Origin of the sequence: Cytobacillus firmus (assembly GCF_023715565.1) — a bacterium.
Lineage (GTDB): Bacteria > Bacillota > Bacilli > Bacillales > Cytobacillaceae > Cytobacillus > Cytobacillus firmus_C.
Genome location: NZ_JAMBOJ010000069.1, coordinates 1 through 20,345 on the forward strand (window position 1 = coordinate 1; position 20,345 = coordinate 20,345).

The 20,345-nt window shown below is 43.2% G+C and carries 20 protein-coding genes, 1 tRNA gene, 1 other RNA gene and 1 riboswitch; of the genes, 1 reads left to right on the forward strand and 21 read right to left on the reverse strand.

All coding sequences use genetic code 11. From position 1 onward, the window contains the following. Nucleotides 1-135: 135 nt before the first annotated feature. The 19 genes from M3205_RS21340 to M3205_RS21430 all read right to left on the reverse strand — a co-directional run bounded on the left by M3205_RS21340 (nt 136) and on the right by M3205_RS21430 (nt 18,079). Complete coding sequence (locus tag M3205_RS21340) at nt 136-1,236, reverse strand: mechanosensitive ion channel family protein (RefSeq protein ID WP_251171727.1); 1,101 nt, start codon at nt 1,234-1,236, stop codon at nt 136-138. Between the two features lie 99 nt (nt 1,237-1,335). Next, a complete protein-coding gene (crcB, locus tag M3205_RS21345; RefSeq protein WP_251171728.1) occupies nt 1,336-1,704 on the reverse strand; it encodes a fluoride efflux transporter CrcB in 369 nt (122 codons plus the stop codon). Next, a complete protein-coding gene (locus M3205_RS21350; protein WP_251171729.1) occupies nt 1,701-2,078 on the reverse strand; it encodes a fluoride efflux transporter FluC in 378 nt (125 codons plus the stop codon). Before M3205_RS21350 ends, crcB begins: the two co-directional genes overlap by 4 nt. A gap of 60 nt (nt 2,079-2,138) precedes the next feature. Next, nucleotides 2,139-2,199, reverse strand: a riboswitch (Fluoride riboswitch). Nucleotides 2,200-2,236: 37 nt separating this feature from the next. Beyond that, a complete protein-coding gene (locus M3205_RS21355; RefSeq protein WP_251171730.1) occupies nt 2,237-2,695 on the reverse strand; it encodes a hypothetical protein in 459 nt (152 codons plus the stop codon). A 27-nt stretch (nt 2,696-2,722) separates the two neighbouring features. Then, complete coding sequence (locus M3205_RS21360; RefSeq protein WP_311315750.1) at nt 2,723-2,884, reverse strand: anti-repressor SinI family protein; 162 nt, start codon at nt 2,882-2,884, stop codon at nt 2,723-2,725. 967 nt (nt 2,885-3,851) lie between these two features. Next, nucleotides 3,852-4,188, reverse strand: a transfer-messenger RNA (tmRNA) gene (gene ssrA, locus M3205_RS21365). A gap of 152 nt (nt 4,189-4,340) precedes the next feature. Then, a complete protein-coding gene (gene smpB / locus M3205_RS21370; RefSeq protein WP_095243513.1) occupies nt 4,341-4,808 on the reverse strand; it encodes an SsrA-binding protein SmpB in 468 nt (155 codons plus the stop codon). Between the two features lie 149 nt (nt 4,809-4,957). Further along, nucleotides 4,958-7,282 (reverse strand): ribonuclease R, encoded by a 2,325-nt coding sequence (gene rnr, locus M3205_RS21375; RefSeq protein ID WP_251171731.1) that lies wholly within the window; start codon nt 7,280-7,282, stop codon nt 4,958-4,960. Between the two features lie 36 nt (nt 7,283-7,318). Further along, nucleotides 7,319-8,065, reverse strand: a complete 747-nt coding sequence (locus tag M3205_RS21380) for an alpha/beta hydrolase (protein ID WP_251171732.1) — start codon at nt 8,063-8,065, stop codon at nt 7,319-7,321. Nucleotides 8,066-8,244: 179 nt separating this feature from the next. Further along, the gene (gene secG, locus M3205_RS21385) at nt 8,245-8,478 is read right to left on the reverse strand and encodes a preprotein translocase subunit SecG (RefSeq protein WP_095243510.1); all 234 of its coding nucleotides are present in this window, start codon (nt 8,476-8,478) and stop codon (nt 8,245-8,247) included. Nucleotides 8,479-8,802: 324 nt separating this feature from the next. Continuing rightward, entirely contained in the window at nt 8,803-10,098 is a 1,296-nt protein-coding gene (eno, locus tag M3205_RS21390; protein ID WP_251171733.1) for a phosphopyruvate hydratase, read from the reverse strand. A 57-nt stretch (nt 10,099-10,155) separates the two neighbouring features. Next, the gene (gene gpmI, locus M3205_RS21395; protein WP_251171734.1) at nt 10,156-11,691 is read right to left on the reverse strand and encodes a 2,3-bisphosphoglycerate-independent phosphoglycerate mutase; all 1,536 of its coding nucleotides are present in this window, start codon (nt 11,689-11,691) and stop codon (nt 10,156-10,158) included. Continuing rightward, nucleotides 11,684-12,445 carry a triose-phosphate isomerase gene (gene tpiA / locus M3205_RS21400; RefSeq protein WP_251171735.1) on the reverse strand — a complete coding sequence of 254 codons (762 nt, stop codon included), beginning with the start codon at nt 12,443-12,445 and terminating at the stop codon, nt 11,684-11,686. Before tpiA ends, gpmI begins: the two co-directional genes overlap by 8 nt. Before the next feature lie 67 nt (nt 12,446-12,512). Beyond that, nucleotides 12,513-13,697, reverse strand: coding sequence for a phosphoglycerate kinase (locus tag M3205_RS21405; protein WP_251171736.1), 1,185 nt, complete (start codon nt 13,695-13,697; stop codon nt 12,513-12,515). A 263-nt stretch (nt 13,698-13,960) separates the two neighbouring features. Beyond that, nucleotides 13,961-14,968, reverse strand: coding sequence for a type I glyceraldehyde-3-phosphate dehydrogenase (gene gap / locus M3205_RS21410; protein WP_251171737.1), 1,008 nt, complete (start codon nt 14,966-14,968; stop codon nt 13,961-13,963). A gap of 45 nt (nt 14,969-15,013) precedes the next feature. Then, complete coding sequence (locus M3205_RS21415) at nt 15,014-16,036, reverse strand: sugar-binding transcriptional regulator (RefSeq protein WP_251171747.1); 1,023 nt, start codon at nt 16,034-16,036, stop codon at nt 15,014-15,016. A gap of 135 nt (nt 16,037-16,171) precedes the next feature. Continuing rightward, nucleotides 16,172-16,420: a glutaredoxin family protein gene (locus M3205_RS21420; protein WP_251171738.1), complete on the reverse strand. Its 249-nt coding sequence runs from the start codon at nt 16,418-16,420 to the stop codon at nt 16,172-16,174. Nucleotides 16,421-16,450: 30 nt separating this feature from the next. Next, nucleotides 16,451-17,782: an RNA polymerase factor sigma-54 gene (gene rpoN, locus M3205_RS21425; RefSeq protein ID WP_251171748.1), complete on the reverse strand. Its 1,332-nt coding sequence runs from the start codon at nt 17,780-17,782 to the stop codon at nt 16,451-16,453. A 225-nt stretch (nt 17,783-18,007) separates the two neighbouring features. Continuing rightward, a tRNA-Arg gene (locus M3205_RS21430) sits at nt 18,008-18,079 on the reverse strand. 300 nt (nt 18,080-18,379) lie between these two features. Here M3205_RS21430 and clpP point away from each other — a divergent pair. Then, nucleotides 18,380-18,985, forward strand: a complete 606-nt coding sequence (gene clpP / locus M3205_RS21435) for an ATP-dependent Clp endopeptidase proteolytic subunit ClpP (protein WP_251171739.1) — start codon at nt 18,380-18,382, stop codon at nt 18,983-18,985. Nucleotides 18,986-19,088: 103 nt separating this feature from the next. Here the strand turns inward: clpP and M3205_RS21440 are convergent, their stop codons facing one another. Together M3205_RS21440 and whiA are read right to left on the reverse strand one after the other, a co-directional pair. Next, on the reverse strand, nt 19,089-19,346 hold the full coding sequence (locus M3205_RS21440; protein ID WP_251171740.1) for an HPr family phosphocarrier protein: 258 nt from the start codon (nt 19,344-19,346) through the stop codon (nt 19,089-19,091). A gap of 29 nt (nt 19,347-19,375) precedes the next feature. After that, nucleotides 19,376-20,326: a DNA-binding protein WhiA gene (gene whiA, locus M3205_RS21445; protein ID WP_251171741.1), complete on the reverse strand. Its 951-nt coding sequence runs from the start codon at nt 20,324-20,326 to the stop codon at nt 19,376-19,378. Between the last annotated feature and the right edge of the window lie 19 nt (nt 20,327-20,345).

The following is a 20,345-nucleotide window of genomic DNA, read 5'->3' on the forward strand; positions in this document are numbered from 1 at the left end:
GGTAACTTTATTTTATCAGAAGTGGTTCTTATTTTAATCCCAAAATAAACAAAGCCGGTGAAATTTTACTCATTGTAAAATTTCACCGGCTTTTTCAATTTAGAGGAGGGTTTTGTCCCAGCCTCTTCCTATCTATTATGATCCTTGTCTTACTATGGATTCTTTTTTCAGCTGATTTTCGCCATCAGGTTCCAAGTATAGCTTCCTGCTAGGCATAGCCACATAAACACGCTCATTTTCAAGAATGTCCATAATCTCAAAGTTGATTTCTTCCTTTATTTTCAGGAACTCGCCCCAATTTGTTGTTTTAGTGAAGAAATAAAGGAAGATATCAAGCCCATTTTCTTTATAATCGTCAAAGGTGACAAAGATGGTTTCTGGGTGAATATCTGGATGATTCTTTAAAAGATACTCAATCTGCCCTACCACATTAGCCATTTGATCCTTAGTCGTTTCATGAGTAACGCGCAATCTGAAGCTTATTTGCCTTTTCCCCATCTTACTCCAATTTGTAATTGATTCATTAGCTAAAGTAGCATTAGGAACTGTGACCAACGCCTGTGCAAATGTCCTTACCCTGGTGCTCCGGAAAGAAATATCTTCAACCGTTCCCTCCACACTTGGCGTCATGATCCAATCACCAATCGTGAACGGCTTTTCTGTAATAATGACAAATCCCCCAAACAGATTTCCCAGTACATCCTTGGCAGCAAAAGCAATGGCAACACCGCCTAATCCTAGCCCTGCTACAAACCCATTCACATCGTAGCCAAACTCCTGAGCAACTATGCTAAAGCTAATAGCCACAATGATAACTCTCAATGCCTTCGAAATGAAAGGAATGAGGATGTTATCAATCTCCAGATTATACCTGACTTTTAAACTGGTAAAAAGGGCTGATGATACGCCTGCCATATTGTATAATCCCCATGCAAGCAAAATAATGTATGAAGAACTTATAAAATCTAAAAACAAGGGATTTTTTTGATTTAGATAAGGAAAGTAACCAACAGACACGTAGATCCCTATTATGATAAAAAAACCTTGAATCGGCTTTTGAAAAGAAACAAATAAATGTGAGAAAAAGTCGTTTGGCGCTTTTCTGCTAATCTTTAATAAAAGAGTAAATACATATTTAGCGAAAAGCTTCCGGAAAATGAGAAACAGCAGAAAAATCCCAATGGATATTCCCAAGTCCAATAATTTATCATTTGTTAAATAAGATTCCCAAAACATTTTATTACCTCCTTGGTGCTATTTGCTATCATAACATAATTCTCCGAGGCAGGTTATCATACAAACTTCCCTAAGTATATACAGAAAACTGTTACTTCTTTATTTGAGGAGGGACCCCAGTTCGATTCCCAAGAAAGCCAGAAGAATCCCGCCGCCATAGCTCAAAAAAGTATATAAAATAAGCTCCTTTTTCCTTTTATCCAGGTGCAGCTGTATCGCCTCAAGCTTCAAGGTAGAAAAGGTGGTGAATGCCCCCATATATCCTGTGCCAAACAGCATAAAAAGACTTCCTTCTATTCCTGACCCTATCATGACTCCAAGAAGAAGTGAACCAATAAGGTTAATGACAAGTGTGGCAGCAGGGAAATTCGACACAAACTTTTTACTAATGAACCGACTGGTCCATAGCCGGGATATCGCTCCAAAGAAACCGCCTATCCCGACCATTAGTACATATATCGTACTCATCCGGTTTCCTCTCCTTTCCTGATCTGAAACCCTAATCGGCTCATCCATAATCCGCCAAAAAGACTGGCTGCAATATATAAAACGGCCAGAGCTGTTTGTCCAGCGGAAAAAAGTGCTACTGTTTCAACACTCAATGTCGAAAAAGTCGTAAAGGATCCAACAAAGCCCGTTCCCAGTGCTGTTTTTATATGGGCTGGCAAAGAAAGACGAACCATCAGCCCCGTTGTCAGCCAAGCCAGGAGAAAACTTCCCAGAAGATTAACCGTCAACGTGGCAAAAGGAAAAACGGCACTTTCCTGAAAAAGAAAAACGCCCATGCTGTAACGTAATACGGAACCTAAAAACCCTGCGGCACCAACCAGTATATAAACCATCCAGAACCCTCCATTACCCTTATTTTACCCAAAACAAAAAGACTCCTGCCAGTTACCACATAACTGACAGGAGTCATTAGCCAATAGGCGGTTAAAGGTGAACTCCATCACCTGATAAGACGTATCTTTACAAACACTATAAAACAAATTCTCAAGGATTAAAAGCCTTTTATCCCTAATTCAGTAAGGATTCCCCTTTTTATAAACAGTGAAGAAAGCAGCAGACCATATAACAGATGGCCTAGAAGCCAAATAAAGATGGCAGGTAATGATGTAAGTTCAGGGGTTCGTACAGATAAAGCAGTTGTTGGATAAAGCAGGACTCCTATGGAAAAGGTGAGGAATAATGTGCGGATAAAGACTTGTGTCCTGTTCCAGCGGTATTTTTTCATTATAAATAATAAGCTGACTGCTAAAATGACTGAAATGATCAAGTGAAATCCAAACTCGATTAATTCGGGAAAATGATAGTTTTTTAAAATCGGAAAATAATCCACATTTAATAATAATGTGTATACTTTAATACCAGTGGATATCTCAATCATTTTCAGAAATAACCCCAGAAAAATTCCCGATAGCACTCCCGTAAATATACCTTTTGCCAAAAGTCTACGCATAGAATCTATCCTTCCCGTTGATTGAGACTACTTAAGATCCGGGAGATTGCCTACCTTAGTCCCATTCTCTGACTGTTTAATAAATTCCTGTATATCCTCAATTGTTAATCCCAGCTGTTTGGCTGTCAGTATTAGCTCTACCCATTCTTTATCAATCTTACCCGCACAGGTTTCCATTTCCTTTTCCACTCTCCCGTAAAGATTCTGTTCCCCTCAGAAGTCTTTATTGAGTGCTGATTTTATTAATCATTTTACATAGGAATAAATGGGGTAAATCTTCTGGAGTCTTTATCCCTTTAAATAATTTGGTTAATGTCAGACGTTCAATAATCCCCGTCAGACTCTCTGCGACAATTCGCATATCAATATCTTTCCTCTTCAATCAATAACCAAAAGAATTTATGTTATACTCAAAAAGGGAACGTATATTCTTATTTTACACTGGGGGACGGGAAATGGAAAGTTTTGAAACAGCTTATATTGCAGGGATTAATTATAGACAGTGAAGGAACAATCACTCTAACCAGGATGCATGAGAGAGAGCATCGTCGGCCCTGTATAACAATAGCATCTACTGATAAGGAAATGTTAATTTATATACAAACATTAACAGGCGGAACAATAATTAATAATAAAAAATTACAAGCCGGGTATTCACAAAAATTCTTTTTCTCTGAATATTAAACAAAAGGAGAAAGTTATGTTAGTACTAAAACAGGTGCGCTTTGTGGATATTTGAAAATTATGCAAGAGTAACTCCAATTAATGGAAAATATACTGTGAAAAAGTTAAGACAGAAGATTTTATTCGAAGAAGACTTTTTTAAGATATGAAAAGACAAATAAAAAACCACCAAATATGTATTTGGTGGAGACGGTGGGACGTGCACTTCCATGCTTTCGTCATGGCACTGACTATATCTTGAACCTGTCTTAACAGGTCCTTCGGCGTATTATGCGAAATATAAATTTACCTGATGCTCAGGCAGCATTCCGCATCCTAGTACTACCACTTCTGTGGCAGCCTATAAGTCGATACACGGCTGTTGGATTGCTCCACATACCGCTCGGCATTGCCCTATCGCCAATGGCGACTTAGGTTTCACCGATAAAGCCGAATTTTCACTTGTGTGTTGCCACACAAGGCGACTAATAATTAATCGAACCCACGTCCAGAAATATCGGCACTTAAGCTTCTACGAGTGTAGTCGATATATTCGCGATTCGCTGATCCTTATGCCTATCGACGGGCGTCCGGCCAGCTAGCCTGGTTGTTCTCTTCCTTCATCCTCAGGCGGTGGAATCCGGCGTAGCCCACTAAGAGTGAGTCCGCTACCCTACCACATGGGCGATGGAGGGGCGAACCGCTAAAGGCCTATTAGGCAGCTAAAGCGAAGTTGTTTTGAGTTTTGCCAGTTATTGGCTTTGACGTTTTAACGAGGCCGATCCCCTCGACTCGCAACCTAAGCTCGAACTATCCCTGTCGAATCCGTAGCGTCCCCATAATAAAAGGTCTGCGCCGAATCTTATTCAGCACGCTGACGTTCGGATAAGCTCGAAATAGATGAGCTAAAGTTTGTGTCACTCGCTGTGACAATTACTATTATAGCACACTGAGCAAATTTTTCAATTGTAAGGTTCTGGATTTACATTTTCTGCCTTTCGCGGAAAGCACGCTCAACTTCACGCTTGGCTTCTTTCTTCTTCAGATCCTCACGCTTGTCATATTTCTTTTTACCCCTTGCCAGGCCGATTAAAACCTTTGCATAACCATTCTTGAGGTACATTTTTAATGGAACGATCGAGTAGCCTACTTCCTTCGACTCACCGATCAGCTTGCTGATTTCTTTTCTGTGCAGGAGAAGCTTTCTGGTCCTTAGCGGATCGTGGTTGTAGCGGTTTCCCTGCTCATAAGGACTGACATGCATGCCGAAAAGAAAGAGTTCATTGTTTTGTATTCTGGCATATGAGTCCTTCAGGTTCACCTTGCCCGCCCGGATCGATTTAATCTCCGTCCCCTGCAGAACAATTCCCGCTTCATATGTTTCTTCTATAGCATAGTCATGATAGGCCTTTTTATTTTGCGCAACCATTTTGCCAGTTCCTTTTGGCATGTTGAATCCCCCTTTGCTCCCCTTTCCTGTTATCAGGAAATGCAGCATCCGTTCTCTATCGGTTTCTTTATTATAGCAAAATTGCGTGTCCCTCTCAAAGCGGAGCCTTGCCGGGAAGGAAAGAGAGAGCCTTTAAGGCCCTCCCGCATTTACCGCTTCTTTTTCTTCCGCTTTGCTTTTGGTGCATTTTCGTAATGCTTTTTCTCTTTTTTCTTTTTTGGGCCGCCTGGACTGTTTCCTTTGCCCTGATCAGACTTCCCTCTGCGCGGCTTTTTCTCATTGCTGCCAGTCTTGAACACCTTTGGCGCTTCCCGAGACTCCCGTCTGCGGGTTCCCTTCATGCCGACGATTTCAAAATCAATTGAGCGTTCGTCTTTGTTTACATTAATGACACGGACTGTAATCTCGTCGCCAATACGGTAGACATTGCCCGTACGCTCCCCGATCATCGCCATCTGACGCTCGTCATAGCGGTAATAATCGTCTGTCATATAACTGACGTGGATAAGTCCTTCAATCGTGTTTGGAAGCTCGACAAACATGCCAAAGTTTGTAACAGAGCTGATGATCCCATCATATTCCTCGCCGATTTTATCAGCCATATATTCCGCTTTCTTCAGTTCATCTGTTTCACGTTCCGCTTCAACTGCACGGCGCTCCATATTGGAAGAGTGTTCGGCAATGTCTGGAAGCTGTACGTTCCACTTTTCCCTTGTCGCCTGATCCAGCTTGCCTTCAATTAAGTAAGTGCGGATAAGTCTGTGGACAATTAAGTCCGGGTAACGGCGGATCGGTGATGTGAAGTGTGTGTAAAACTCTGTTGATAACCCGAAGTGCCCAAGGCTCTCTTCAAAGTACTTCGCCTGCTGCATAGAGCGAAGCATCACTGTGCTGACCACCATTTCTTCCGGTTTTCCCTGAACCTCTTCGATGATTCCCTGTAGGGCACGCGGGTGAACGGAATTAGCTGTTCCTTTTACGATATAGCCGAAGTTTGTAATAAACTCAAAAAATCTTCTAAGCTTATCTTCTTTCGGATCTTCATGGATACGGTAAATGAACGGTACTTCCATCCAATGGAAGTGCTCAGCAACGGTTTCATTGGCTGCGAGCATAAATTCTTCAATCAGGCGCTCTGCAATCGAGCGTTCGCGCAATGCGATTTCTGTCGGGGTGCCCTCTTCATCCACAATGACCTTCGCTTCTTTAAAATCAAAATCAATGGCTCCGCGATGCATTCTCTTTTTACGCAGGATCAGAGAAAGCTCCTTCATCAGTTCGAACATTGGCACAAGCGGTTGGTATCTGTTGATAAGTTCCTCGTCCTGCTCTTCTAAAATCTTATTCACATCTGAATAAGTCATTCGTTCCGTTGTTTTAATCACACTCTGGAAAATCTCGTGATTCACTACTTCTCCATCAGATGTGATTTCCATCTCACAAGAAAGCGTAAGCCGGTCCACTTTCGGATTCAATGAGCAAATGCCATTTGATAAGCGATGCGGGATCATCGGGATAACCCGGTCCACTAAATACACAGAGGTTGCCCGCTCTTCCGCTTCCCTGTCAATTGGAGAATCCTCACGGACATAGTATGTGACATCTGCAATATGAACGCCAAGCTTGTAGTTGCCGTTATCCAGTTTTTTAACCATTACTGCATCATCAAGATCCTTTGCATCTGCACCGTCTATTGTGACAATAACTTCATTTCTCAAATCACGACGGTTTTCAAGCTCACTTGGATCAATCGTATCCGGCGTTTCCTCAGCCTGCTTAAGCACCTCATCCGGGAACTCAAGCGGAAGGCTATGCTTGTGAATAACAGAAAGGATATCCACACCCGGGTCGTTCTTATGTCCTAGTATGTCGATGACTTCTCCTTCTGCACTCTTTCGGCCTTCTGGATAAGTGGTCAGTTTTACAACGACCTTATGCCCTTCAACCGCACCTTTTGATGCTGATTTGGGGATAAAAATATCGCTGGCAAACTTTTTATCATCGGGGATAACAAATCCAAAGTGCTTGCTTTCCGTATACGTTCCGACAATTTGTGTCACACCGCGCTCTAAGATACGGACAATCGTGCCTTCCCGCCTCTGGCCTGAACTCTCAGATGTCACACGTGCGAGAACGATATCCCCATTTAAGGCATTATTCGTTTCATTGGGCGGGATAAATATATCATCCATTCCCTGCTCTTCCGGAATAACAAAGGCAAACCCCTTTGCGTGGCCGGAAAGCTTCCCACGGATCAGATTCATTTTTTCAGGTAAGCCATAACGATTGCTTCTCGTTCTGACTACTAGCCCTTTTTCTTCCATGACAACAAGCGCCTTAACGAAGTCTTTGAAGCCTGTGGAATCCTCAATTCCAAATGCGGATTCCAGCTCCTGGACCGTCAATGGCTTATAGGCTTCATCCTTCATATAATGAAGCAGCTTGTCGATCAGCTGTTGTATGTTATTTTCCATATCTTCATCCCTCCTCAGGGAGTTTTTCTTTTGTTATTATTCTTCCCAATCAAGCTTTTCTAAAAACGCATATACATCTTCATGCAGCTGGTCACGCTCTTTATCCAGAGTAATGACATGCCCGGATTCTTCGTACCATTTGAGTTTCTTTAAGTCATTCTCCACTTCATTGAAAATGATGTTGGCACTATCCGTGTTGATCATATGGTCATGTCGTGCCTGTACAACAAATGTCGGCGAGTAAATCATATCCACATGATTGCGCACATCCGCGATCAGCTCCTGAAGTGCCTTTAATGTATTCATCGGTGTTTTCTGGAACTCTTCCATTTCCTGCTCAATTTGGCCTTCCGTCTTTCCTTCAAGTCTTTTATATTCTCTTGCGTAGCTCAGAATTCCTTCATACATGACTTCTTCGCTTTTTATGTACATAGGTGCGCACATCGGGACAATACCCTTTACAGGTACAGTGTAACCCAATTTAAGGGAAAATACGCCGCCAAGTGAAAGTCCAGCCACTGCAATTTCTTTATGTCCCTTATTTTTCAGAAATTCGTAACCTTCCATCACATCTTTCCACCAGTCTTCCGGGCCTGTATGAACAAGCTCTTCCGGCGGAACCCCATGTCCCTTATATTGCGGTGCATGACAGGTATAGCCCTTCGTTTCAAGAAATCTTGCCATCATTCTGACATCTGCTGTATTTCCGGTAAAACCATGCAGAAGCAGGACTGCTCTTTTTCCATTTCCAAATGTAAACGGTTTTGGTGCAACAACTCTCATTGATAAAACTCCTTTTACCTTATGATTCCTATAATTTAATTAATCAAACGTTTGATTGAATCTGCATTCCTTATTTTTAGCAAACAGCGGGGGAACATGCCAATAAAAAGCTTTCTTAAGCGAAAACTGCCGAAGAAAAATAAAAGCCTGACCTTCTGAAGGCCAGGCGCTGCATTCATTTATACCGCAAAATAAGAAACTAAGACAGTAAGTACAAAGAATAAGACTGAAAGAACAACGGTAGTGCGGTGAAGAACGAGATCAATACCGCGTGCTTTTTGCTTTCCAAAAAGCTGCTCTGCTCCCCCTGAAATGGCACCGGAAAGACCTGCGCTTTTACCAGACTGAAGGAGTACAACTACAATAAGGGCAATCGAAACAATGACTAAAAGGGTAATCAATAATGTATGCATGAAGCCACCTCCTGAAAACGTACAATCACATTATTCTTAATTTATCACATTTTATTGGTATTCACAATAAAATTTTGAGGTTCTGCACAAGAGGATGGGCTATATAGTGCACTTTCGGGCGGTTTTTACGTGCAAATCACTCAATTCTGTCTTGAAATACTAGTTTATGTGCGGTAATCACAGTTTTATGTGCGGATAAATTAATTTTATGTGCGTACAGCATGAATTTGTGTGCGGATAACTTAATTTATGTGCGTACAAATAGCTCCGAGCCTTTCCCATAAAAAAACAACCGCCCCACCCGGGACGGCTGTACAAGCAAAATTACTTGCTCAAGTTATAGAAAGATTTTAAACCATCGTATACAGCTAAATCGCCAAGCTCGTCTTCGATGCGAAGAAGTTGGTTGTATTTCGCGATACGGTCTGTACGTGACATTGAGCCAGTTTTGATTTGGCCAGCGTTTGTCGCAACAGCGATGTCAGCGATTGTAGCATCTTCTGTTTCACCGGATCGGTGGGATACAACTGCAGTGTAGCCTGCACGCTTCGCCATTTCGATTGCTTCAAAAGTTTCTGTCAATGTACCGATTTGGTTTACTTTGATCAGGATTGAGTTGCCTACGCCCTGCTCGATACCTTGAGCAAGCTTCTTCGTGTTTGTAACGAACAAGTCGTCACCAACAAGCTGAACTTTTCCGCCGATGCGGTCAGTTAATAACTTATGGCCATCCCAGTCGTTTTCGTCAAGACCATCTTCAATTGAAATGATAGGGAACTCGTTTACAAGTTCTTCGTAGAAGTTAACCATATCTTCTGAAGTTAAACCAGTGCGGCCTTCGCCTGCAAGATCGTATTTGCCAGTTTCTTTGTTGTAGAACTCAGAAGAAGCAACATCCATTGCAAGGTAGATGTCTTTGCCAGCTTCGTAGCCAGCGTTAGAGATCGCTTCAATGATAACTTCAAGAGCTTCACGGTTAGAACCAAGGTTTGGAGCAAATCCGCCTTCGTCACCTACAGCAGTGTTAAGACCTTTGCCAGATAAAACTTTTTTCAATGAATGGAATACTTCAGCACCCATGCGGATGGCTTCCTTGAAAGTAGGAGCTCCAACAGGCATGATCATGAATTCCTGGAAGTCCACGTTGTTGTCAGCATGAGATCCGCCGTTGATGATGTTCATCATTGGTGTTGGAAGCTGCTTCGCGTTGAAGCCTCCAAGGTAACGGTATAAAGGAAGTCCTACAGACTCAGCAGCTGCATGTGCACAAGCCATGGATACGCCAAGGATTGCGTTTGCGCCAAGCTTTCCTTTGTTTTCAGTGCCATCTAACGCGATCATTGTCCGGTCGATGCCAACCTGGTCTGTAACGTCTAAGCCGATTACAGCATCTGCAATCAGGTTGTTTACGTTATCTACCGCTTTTTGAACGCCTTTTCCAAGGTAGCGGGACTTGTCGCCGTCACGAAGTTCTACTGCTTCGTGCTCACCAGTTGATGCTCCCGAAGGAACAATCGCGCGTCCGAAGAATCCTGATTCTGTTAAAACTTCAACTTCAACTGTTGGGTTCCCGCGGGAATCCAATACTTCACGTGCATATACTTGTTCGATAAATGGCATAGTAATTCTCTCCTTTATTATGGAAAATTGTTTTCGACAAATTTCGGGTGGTGCCTGTCACTTTTTCAGTAATGATGTTCCTGTCATTTCAGTCGGTTTATCCAGTCCAAGCAGGTCCAGAACTGTTGGAGCAAGGTCTCCTAAGATTCCGTCTGTACGGAGTTCTGCACCGTCCTGTGTGACGATGACTGGAACCGGGTTTGTTGTGTGGGCAGTCATCGGGCTGCCTTCTAGCGTAACAACTTCATCGGCATTTCCGTGGTCAGCTGTAATGATCGCTTTTCCGCCTTTTGAAATAATCAGGTCAACAATTTTGCCAAGGCATTCGTCAACCGTTTCAACCGCCTTGATCGTTGGCTCAAGCATGCCCGAGTGTCCTACCATGTCCGGGTTGGCGAAATTCAGGATGATCGCATCGAAATTGTCAGCTTCCACTTCCTTAAGCAACGCGTCCGTCACTTCATAAGCACTCATTTCAGGCTTAAGGTCATAGGTAGCTACTTTCGGTGAATCGATCAGGATCCGCTCTTCACCAGGGAATTTCTCTTCCCGTCCGCCGCTCATAAAGAACGTTACATGAGGGTATTTCTCTGTCTCTGCAATGCGGAGCTGTGTTTTTCCGTTTTGCGCTAAAACCTCACCCAGAGTATTATCAAGATTTGTTGGTTTGAACGCAACATATCCATCAACCGTTTCACTGAAGTGGGTCAAACAAACGAAGAACAAGTTCTCAGGATGTCCAGGCCCTCTATCAAAGGAACGGAAGTCTTTATTTGTAAAAGTATTCGAAATCTGGATTGCCCGGTCCGGACGGAAGTTATAGAAAATAACTGCATCATCCTTCTTAATTGTCGCAACCGGTTTGCCATCTTCTGAAGTAATGACAGATGGAATGACAAATTCATCAAAGATACCATTTTTATAGTTATCTTCAACTAAATCCAGAGGATTGTTGTATGCGGGGCCATCACCATACACCATGGAACGGTAAGACTTTTCAACACGTTCCCAGCGTTTATCGCGGTCCATGGAATAGTATCGTCCGGAAATGGTAGCAAATTCGCCGACTCCATATTCATTCATTTTTTCCTGTACTTCTTTAATGTAGCCTGCAGCGGTTTGCGGGCCAACATCACGGCCATCGAGGAATCCATGAACATAGACATTCTTCACGCCTTCCTCAGCAGCCATGCGAAGCAGCGCAAATAAGTGCTGAATATGGCTGTGAACGCCTCCATCAGACAGAAGTCCCATCAAATGAAGATCCGTGCCATTCTTTTTCACATGGTCAATCGCAGAACGGAACGTTTCGTTTTTCTCAAACTGTCCCTCACGAATGGCCACGTTCACTCTTGTTAAACTCTGATATACAATCCGGCCTGCGCCGATGTTTAAGTGTCCAACTTCCGAGTTACCCATTTGCCCTTCCGGAAGACCTACTGCTTCGCCGCTTGCTGTCAGCGTTGCGTTAGGGTAGGTATTCCAGTAGCGGTCGAAGTTTGGTTTTTTTGCCTGGGCAACGGCATTTCCCATCCGTTCCCCGCGCAATGCGAAACCATCTAAGATGATTAATGCAACTGGAGATTTACTCATTCTTGCCTGCCTCCAATAATTGAAGAAAGTCCGTAGGCTGTAAGCTTGCACCGCCAACAAGAGCTCCATCAATATCAGGCTGGTTCATATATTCTTTAATGTTTGCAGGCTTTACGCTGCCGCCGTACTGAATGCGGACTGCATCTGCCGCAGCCTGTGAAAATTGCTTAGCAACAACAGAGCGGATATGTGCACATACTTCATTTGCATCTGCGGATGTTGAAGATTTGCCAGTTCCGATTGCCCAGATTGGCTCATATGCAATAACAGTCTGCTTTACCTGCTCTTCAGTTAAGCCATTTAGGGCCTTCTCAACCTGTGAGCCGACAAGATCCATTGTTTCGCCGCTTTCCCGCTGTTCCAGCGATTCACCGACACAAACGATTGGAGTTAAGCTGTGTTTGAATGCAGCCAAGGTCTTTTTATTAACGGCCTCGTCTGTCTCATTAAACATCTCACGGCGTTCTGAATGACCAAGGATTACATATTTGACCCCAAGATCTTCAAGAGCAACCGGGCTGATTTCGCCAGTAAAAGCGCCATTTTCTTCAAAGTGCATGTTTTGCGCGCCGATTTCAACATCTGAATCCTTTGAGTTTTCAACCAGGCGCTCAAGGAATAAGGCAGGAGCACATACGACTGTATCTACCTGCTCCTTCCCAGGAACTAATCCGTTAATTTCTTCAAGAAAGACTTTCGCTTCCGGAAGTGTTTTATGCATTTTCCAGTTTCCTGCGATAATTGGTTTACGCATGTTGCACGTCCTTTCATGCATTTTTAGTAGTGTCCTACATTCGACAAATTTCGGGTGGTGCCTGTCACTATCTATCGTTTAAAGCAACTACACCAGGCAGTGCTTTTCCTTCCATAAACTCAAGGGAAGCGCCGCCTCCTGTTGAGATATGGCTCATGCGGTCAGCAAGGTGGAATTTTTCAACTGCTGCTGCAGAATCGCCTCCGCCAATGACTGAATATGTATCGTTTGCTTCTGCTAAAGCCTCAGCCACTGCTCTTGTACCGCCTGCAAATTTATTTAATTCGAACACACCCATTGGTCCGTTCCAAATGACAAGCTTTGAATTCTGAATGACATCACTGTAGATATCGCGCGTTTTAGGTCCGATATCAAGTGCTTCCCAATCAGAAGGGATTTCTTCAATTGCGACTGTTTTAATGTTGGCTTCCTCTGAAAAATCATCGGCTACCACGACGTCAACTGGCATGCAGAAGTTCACGCCTTTTTCTTTCGCTTTTTCCATAAACGATTTAGCAAGATCAATTTTATCTTCTTCTAATAGTGATTTTCCTACTTCATGGCCGTTTGCTTTTACAAAAGTATAAGCAAGCCCGCCGCCAATGATCAGGTTGTCTACCTTTTCAAGAAGATTTTCGATTACGCCAATCTTATCTTTAACCTTTGCACCGCCGATAATAGCTGTAAAGGGGCGTTCAGGATTTGAAAGAGCTTTTCCAAGTACATCAAGTTCTTTTTCCATCAGAAGTCCTGATACGGCAGGAAGATGATGCGCAATTCCTTCCGTTGAAGCATGGGCACGGTGTGCTGCTCCGAATGCATCATTTACGTACACATCTGCAAGCTCAGCAAATGCCTTTGCAAGCTCAGGATCATTCTTTTCCTCGCCAGCATAGAAACGCACGTTTTCAAGAAGAAGAACATCGCCTTCACTTAACGTGTCAACCATAGCTTTTACAGAATCGCCATATGCTTCATCCGCCTTCTTTACTTCTTTGCCAAGAAGCTCGGATAAACGCTTTGCTACTGGTGTTAAACGCAATTCTTCAACAACTGAACCTTTCGGACGGCCCAAATGGCTGGCTAAAATCACTTTAGCACCATTGTTCATCAAGTATTCGATCGTTGGAAGAGCTGCTTTGATGCGAGTCTCATCTGTTACCTGTCCCTCTTTCATCGGAACATTGAAATCAACCCGGCAAAATACACGCTTACCTTTCAACTCCACATCTTTAACGCTTTTTTTGTTCATAGCAAACGGACCTCCTTACCAGAAAAGCGGAAGCGCCTTGCCTGACGCTCATAGACTACAAGCCTCCAGGTTCGGGAGCTAAGCACCATCCCAGTTAAATAGTTTTACTTAAAACAAAGGGGAGAGGGAATGTTTCCCTGCTCCCCTTTTACCCTTATCCATTATAGACGCTAGCGATTTGAATATCCAACAAGATGAGGTGTTTTTTCAGAGAAAAAAGTCAGCTTGTGAATGCTTCGCAAAACGAATATTTTTGGTGAAAATTAAAGTCCTTTTTGAGCGATGTAGTCAACAAGGTCAACTACACGGTTAGAGTAACCAGTTTCGTTATCATACCAAGAGATTACTTTTACCATGTTGCCTTCCATAACCATTGTAGAAAGTGCATCGATTGTAGATGATGCAGGGTTTCCATTGTAGTCACCGGATACTAGTGGCTCTTCGCTGTAAGCAAGGATGCCTTTAAGGTCGCCTTCAGCAGCTGCTTTAAGAGCATTGTTTACATCTTCAGCAGTTACGTCTTTGTCAAGCTCAGCAACAAGGTCAACAAGAGAAACGTTTGGAGTTGGAACACGCATTGCTCCACCGTTCAATTTGCCTTTAAGTTCAGGCAATACTAGAGATACTGCTTTTGCAGCTCCAGTAGTTGTAGGAATGATGTTTTCTGCTGCTGCACGTGCACGACGGTAGTCTTTGTGCGGCAAGTCAAGAATTTGCTGGTCATTTGTGTATGAGTGAACAGTTGTCATCATACCGCGTTTGATTCCGAAGCTGTCGTTCAATACTTTTGCAAATGGAGCCAAGCAGTTTGTTGTACAAGAAGCATTAGAGATTACATGATGGTTTGCTGCATCATATTTCTCATGGTTAACACCCATAACAACTGTGATATCTTCGTCAGAAGCAGGAGCTGAGATAATTACTTTCTTAGCACCAGCTTCAAGATGTTTCGCAGCGTCAGCACGCTTTGTGAAACGTCCAGTAGATTCTACTACTACTTCTACGCCAAGATCTCCCCATCCTAATTGAGCAGGATCGCGCTCTGCAATAACTTTTACTTTATGGCCGCCAACAACAAGATAATCACCGTCAACAGTTACTTCTTCATTTAGAGTTCCGTGTACGGAATCATATTTTAAAAGGTGTGCAAGCATGTTTGCATCTGTAAGGTCATTTACTGCTACAACCTCTACGTTAGGGTTATTAAGAGCTGCACGGAAAACAACGCGCCCGATTCTTCCAAATCCGTTAATACCAACTTTAACTGCCATGAATATTTCCTCCTTGAAAAGGTAGATTTTATATTTGAAAAGGGATTACCCTTTTATCAACTGTTTTGCTGCACCTTCGTCTGTCACTAGTATGGTAGTGGATGGTGCCCGTTTCATGTATGCAGCGATGGCTTTAGCCTTTGTGGAGCCGCCTGCCACTGCAATGACATGTTCTATTTGTGATAAGTCATCCAGCTGAAGGCCGATGGTCTGAACCTTATGTACAACCTCGCCGCCTTCATTGAAGTAATAGCCAAATGATTCACCGACTGCTTTGGCTTGCTTGATTTTAACCAAATCTTCTTCACTCGTTTTGCGGCGTTCAGCCATTGTAATAGCGTCCCCAATCCCGTGCAAAACCATGCTTGCCGATTTGATCTGGGTGATTACTTCTTTAATATTGGGTTCTTTAATAATGCTTTCATACATCTCCCTGCTTACCTGGTCCGGCACATACAGGACACGGTGCCTGGAATCAGTATGATCAGCCATTTTGGAACAAATGGTGTTAGCCTGGTTTTTAACATCTTCGCCTATTCCGCCACGTGCCGGCACAAACAGCCAATCGCGTTCAGCAAGATCAGGAGTAAGCATCTCCGCTACGGCTGCCATTGTGGACCCGCCGGTAACTGCGATGATATTTTTTCCTTTGAGTCTTGATTTCATACACATTGCTGTGGCTCTTCCAAGCTCCTGCTTCACCCATGGAGATTCATCGCTGTTTCCGGAAACAATGATCGCCTTGCGAATGCCAAGCTTCCGGGATAATTCCTGCTCCATTACGGCTATACCCGAAATATCTCTCATTATTCCTTCAAGAGCTCCGAGTAATTCTTTGCCATCAGAAGAAAGACTCATTCCTGTACTTGAAATGCGGATCAGATTCTGGTCTTTTAAAAATTCAACCTCACTTCTCAGCACTCTTTCCGTCAAGCCGAGACTGACTGCAAGGCTTCTTCTTCCAACCGGCTCCATCAGCCCAATATAATGAAGAATCCCATAGCGCTTCTGCATAACCGTAAGCATATCAGGCAATAATCTTTTTTGAATATCAATTAGTGAGTACATCCGGAAAGCTCCTTCATCATATGTGGTCATTTTTTGTCCCGCATAGACATATTATGTCCCACTTACCACAAAAAAAATCACCCTTGCTACTCCTTCATAATAGCAAGAGTGAGTATTGAAATCAACTGATAAAGCTCAGTTTTTTTCTGTAAGCGCTTCACCTACTGTGATGGGGTCAATATGCCCGAACTGAACTTCACGCCCATCAATTTCAACAACCGGAATCATAAGTCCGTACTTCTCAGTCAGGTCATCGCTCTCATCAATATCTTTTTCAAGTAAAGTAAATTCATATTCTTTCTTTAATTCAACTAACACACTCTTAGCTTTATCACACAGCGGGCATCTGCTGCGTGTATAAAACACTAGCTCTTGCTTTTTCAATCAGCAAATCTCCTTTTCAGTCATACCTTTTCAGTCATACCTTTTCCGTTTGGAAGATGACGGGATACCGAGCTGATCCCGATATTTGGCAATCGTCCTTCTGCTGACAACCATTCCCTCATTTTCCTTCAGCAGCTTCACAAGCTCCTGATCGGATAACGGCTTTTGTTTATTTTCTTTTTCTATCATTTTACCGATCATCGTCTTGACCTGCTGTGATGATGTATTTTCATCGGATGTTGTTTTGATCGTGCTGGAGAAGAACGATCTCAGCTCAAACGTCCCGAATGGTGTTTGCGCATATTTCTCACGGACAGCCCGGCTCACTGTTGATTCATGAATGTCGAGTTCATCAGAAATTTCCTTCATCGTCATGGGCTTCAGATGGGCAGGTCCTTTTATAAAAAAGTCCTGCTGCTTCTCAACAATTTTAAGAGTCACATTTGCAAGAGTCTCTTTTCTCTGCTCGATGCTTCTAATAATCCAGTGGTAATCCTGCTGCTTTTCCTGCAGGAAGCGGCTGACACTTCGATCACCAGCAGCCGAAAACTTCTTGTAATATGGTTCATTAAAACTGATTTTCGGAAGCACTTCATCAAACACGCTGACAGAAAAGGAGCTGCCATCCCACTGAACAATCACGTCCGGAGTAATATAGGCGGATTTTTCACTCTGGAAGGATGAAGCTGGCCTTGGATTCAGGGTTTGAACAAGGTCGAATACGGCCTGAATGTCTTTAAGCTCCACACCGAGCTGTTTCGCAATTTCTTTCCATTTCTTCTCCGCAAAAGGGGTAAAGTATTCATCTATAATGATTTCAGCCAGTTCATTCTCTTCCGGCAATCTCTGAATCTGGAGAGACAGGCACTCCTGGAGACTCCTTGCACCAACGCCGGCAGGCTCGAGTTCCTGCAGTTCTTCAAGCATTCGCTCCACTTGTTCAAGCGGCACCTTAAGAGCATCAGCAGAACCCTTTAGATCCGCCCTCAAGTAACCGTTTTCATCAAGGTTATCAATAAGATGCTCGATCACTTTTTGTTCATCCCGGTTTAACTTCAAATGAAGCTGCGATTTCAAATATTCATCCAGCAGCAAAGTCTTTCCGCAGCCAATCTGCTCAATCCAATTTATTTTATCTTTTTCGGGTTTTATCCTTGTCGGTTTGACACGGTCATAACGGGGATCCATCGTCTTGACATGACCGGACTCTAATTTTAATAGGGGATTTTCAAGCGCTTTGCTTTCCAAAAAAGCAGAAAGCTCCTGAGTGCTGTATTGCAGAAGGGCAATCGCCTGCGTCAGCTCCTGTGTCATTGTCAGTTTCATTGTCTGCTGCTGCCATAACCCAGCTTTCAAATTCATCATACATTCCCCCTGTCCCCATTTTACAATATTCACAGAAAATGTTGTATGGCAATTTCCTGGCAATGACCAATCGCACTCTGCACTTCTTTCTGAATACTTCACAATATGCATGGAAGAGGGGGGAATATTCATTTTTTATGGTGAAACCTGCGAATTTTTATTTGCGGATAGCAGAAATAATAAAAAAACTCCCTGTCCATATCAGACAAGAAGTTTTGCTAGCGCCCTCGGCAGGAATCGAACCCACATCTTAAGAACCGGAATCTCACGTGCTATCCGTTGCACCACGAGGGCAGTATTAATTGGCTGACCAAGCGCTCAGCCGCTACGATAACTAATTATATGCTATGTTTATTCACTTTGCAAGCCTCCTTTTAGTTTTAAAAGTTAAAACAATGGGTATCATGGAATGAGATAGCACAGCACAGAAAAAAGTGTCGAACGAATCAGCTGCTATTTCTATGCGATTCGTTTGACCTTAATTGACCATCAGTGTATCATGATAATACATAGGAGTTAAAAAATTTTCTTTACTTGGAAGAACATGCTTGTTCATCATGTATGTTGACCTTATCTTGAAGGAGGAATTGGAAAATGAACTTAATCCCTACAGTTATTGAACAAACAAATCGCGGGGAGCGCGCTTATGATATTTACTCCCGCCTATTAAAAGACCGCATCATTATGCTCGGAAGCGGAATTGATGATAATGTGGCAAACTCAATTGTTGCCCAGCTGTTATTCCTTGAAGCAGAAAACCCTGAAAAGGACATTTCTATTTACATTAATAGCCCTGGCGGAAGCATTACAGCTGGTATGGCTATTTATGATACGATGCAGTTCATTAAGCCAAAAGTACAAACCATTTGTATCGGAATGGCTGCATCCATGGGTGCATTCCTTCTAGCAGCGGGTGAAAAAGGCAAACGTTTTGCCCTTCCAAACGCTGAGGTTATGATTCACCAGCCACTTGGCGGTGCACAGGGACAGGCGACTGAAATCGAAATCGCTGCAAAGCGCATCCTTTTCCTTCGCGAAAAATTAAACACAATCCTTTCGGAGCGTACTGGACAGCCACTTGAAGTCATTGCAAAAGACACAGATCGCGATAACTTTATGACAGCTGAAAGAGCTCTTGAATACGGTTTGGTTGACCAAATCATTACCAGAAACTCTATGGATGAAAAGAAAGATAAGTAATAAGAAAAGCGAAAGCGTCTTGCCCGCCCCCGGGACCTCGAGGGGTAGACGCTGGACCTAGACAGACATAAAAACAACTCGCATCTTCACGATGCGAGTTGTTTTAGTTTTCCTTCTGAATATAATTTGCCAGCGCTTCGAGAGCTTCTTTTTCGTCGTTCCCATCAGCCTTCAGGGTAATAACTGATCCTGAGCTTACAGCCAGACTCATTAGTCCCATAATACTTTTCGCATTTACCTTCTTTCCATCCTTCTCCAGGAAAATATCGGATGAGAACCGATTGGCCTCTTGTACGAACAATGCAGCCGGACGAGCCTGCAATCCTGTCTTCAACTTAACTTCTACCTGTTTTTCTGCCATTGTATATCTCCTCCTTTCTGATGCCTCCGTTAGTGCACATCTATTGTACTGCCTGCTCTGAGTTTTTCAGCGATTTCATCTATTTTTCTTAATCGGTGATTAATGCCTGATTTGCTGATATTTCCGCCTGAGACCATCTCCCCAAGCTCTTTTAAGGTGACATCCTGGTATGCTACACGCAATTCAGCTATTTCCCTCAGCTTGTCGGGTAAAACCTGAAGTCCAACTGTCTGGTCAATAAACCGGATATTCTCTACTTGGCGCAAGGCCGCCCCGATGGTTTTGTTCAAGTTCGCTGTTTCACAATTCACTAGTCGATTGACCGAGTTCCTCATATCGCGGACAATCCGGATGTCTTCAAACCGGAGCAGAGATGTATGTGCCCCGACAATATTCAGGAATTCTGTTATTTTTTCGGCTTCCTTTAAATACGTGATATAGCCCTTTTTCCGTTCAAGCGTTTTGCTGTTCAGCCCGAAAGTATTCATCAGTTCACAAAGAGCGTCATTATGCTCCTTATAAAGTGAGGCGATCTCCAGATGATAGGAGGAGGTTTCCGGATTGTTTACCGATCCCCCGGCAAGGAATGCACCGCGCAGATAAGAACGCTTACAGCATTTCTTTTTTATGAGCTCTTTGGAGATATCGTGCGTAAATACGAATCCCTCACTTAAAATTTTCAGGTCATCAAGAATCATACTGGCCTGTTCCGTCAGCCTGACAATATATACATTGTTCTTTTTTAGACGCATTTTTTTCCGGACCAGGAGCTCGACCTGAACACTGTAATTCCTTTTAATCAGTGTGTAAATTCTTCTTGCAATGGCTGCATTCTCCGTCTGAATATCCACAATCAATTTTCGACTGGAAAAAGAAAGTGACCCATTCATCCGGATTAAGGCGGACAATTCCGCTTTTCCGCAGCAGTCTTTTAATTCCAGGTTCGTCAATTCTTTTTTCGTTTCCGAAGCGAAAGACACCCCTTCACCCCCTATCCGT

Coding starts and splice junctions, on each gene's coding strand:
- M3205_RS21415 (WP_251171747.1), bottom strand. CDS start 16,036: ATGTACTCACTAATTGATATTCAAAAAAGATTATTGCCTGATATGCTT.
- smpB (WP_095243513.1), bottom strand. CDS start 4,808: ATGCCAAAAGGAACTGGCAAAATGGTTGCGCAAAATAAAAAGGCCTAT.
- M3205_RS21440 (WP_251171740.1), bottom strand. CDS start 19,346: ATGGCAGAAAAACAGGTAGAAGTTAAGTTGAAGACAGGATTGCAGGCT.
- M3205_RS21350 (WP_251171729.1), bottom strand. CDS start 2,078: ATGGTTTATATACTGGTTGGTGCCGCAGGGTTTTTAGGTTCCGTATTA.
- M3205_RS21405 (WP_251171736.1), bottom strand. CDS start 13,697: ATGAACAAAAAAAGCGTTAAAGATGTGGAGTTGAAAGGTAAGCGTGTA.
- clpP (WP_251171739.1), top strand. CDS start 18,380: ATGAACTTAATCCCTACAGTTATTGAACAAACAAATCGCGGGGAGCGC.
- rpoN (WP_251171748.1), bottom strand. CDS start 17,782: ATGAATTTGAAAGCTGGGTTATGGCAGCAGCAGACAATGAAACTGACA.
- tpiA (WP_251171735.1), bottom strand. CDS start 12,445: ATGCGTAAACCAATTATCGCAGGAAACTGGAAAATGCATAAAACACTT.
- gpmI (WP_251171734.1), bottom strand. CDS start 11,691: ATGAGTAAATCTCCAGTTGCATTAATCATCTTAGATGGTTTCGCATTG.
- M3205_RS21340 (WP_251171727.1), bottom strand. CDS start 1,236: ATGTTTTGGGAATCTTATTTAACAAATGATAAATTATTGGACTTGGGA.
- M3205_RS21380 (WP_251171732.1), bottom strand. CDS start 8,065: ATGAGAGTTGTTGCACCAAAACCGTTTACATTTGGAAATGGAAAAAGA.
- eno (WP_251171733.1), bottom strand. CDS start 10,098: ATGCCATTTATCGAACAAGTATATGCACGTGAAGTATTGGATTCCCGC.
- M3205_RS21355 (WP_251171730.1), bottom strand. CDS start 2,695: ATGCGTAGACTTTTGGCAAAAGGTATATTTACGGGAGTGCTATCGGGA.
- secG (WP_095243510.1), bottom strand. CDS start 8,478: ATGCATACATTATTGATTACCCTTTTAGTCATTGTTTCGATTGCCCTT.
- rnr (WP_251171731.1), bottom strand. CDS start 7,282: ATGGAAAATAACATACAACAGCTGATCGACAAGCTGCTTCATTATATG.
- gap (WP_251171737.1), bottom strand. CDS start 14,968: ATGGCAGTTAAAGTTGGTATTAACGGATTTGGAAGAATCGGGCGCGTT.
- crcB (WP_251171728.1), bottom strand. CDS start 1,704: ATGAGTACGATATATGTACTAATGGTCGGGATAGGCGGTTTCTTTGGA.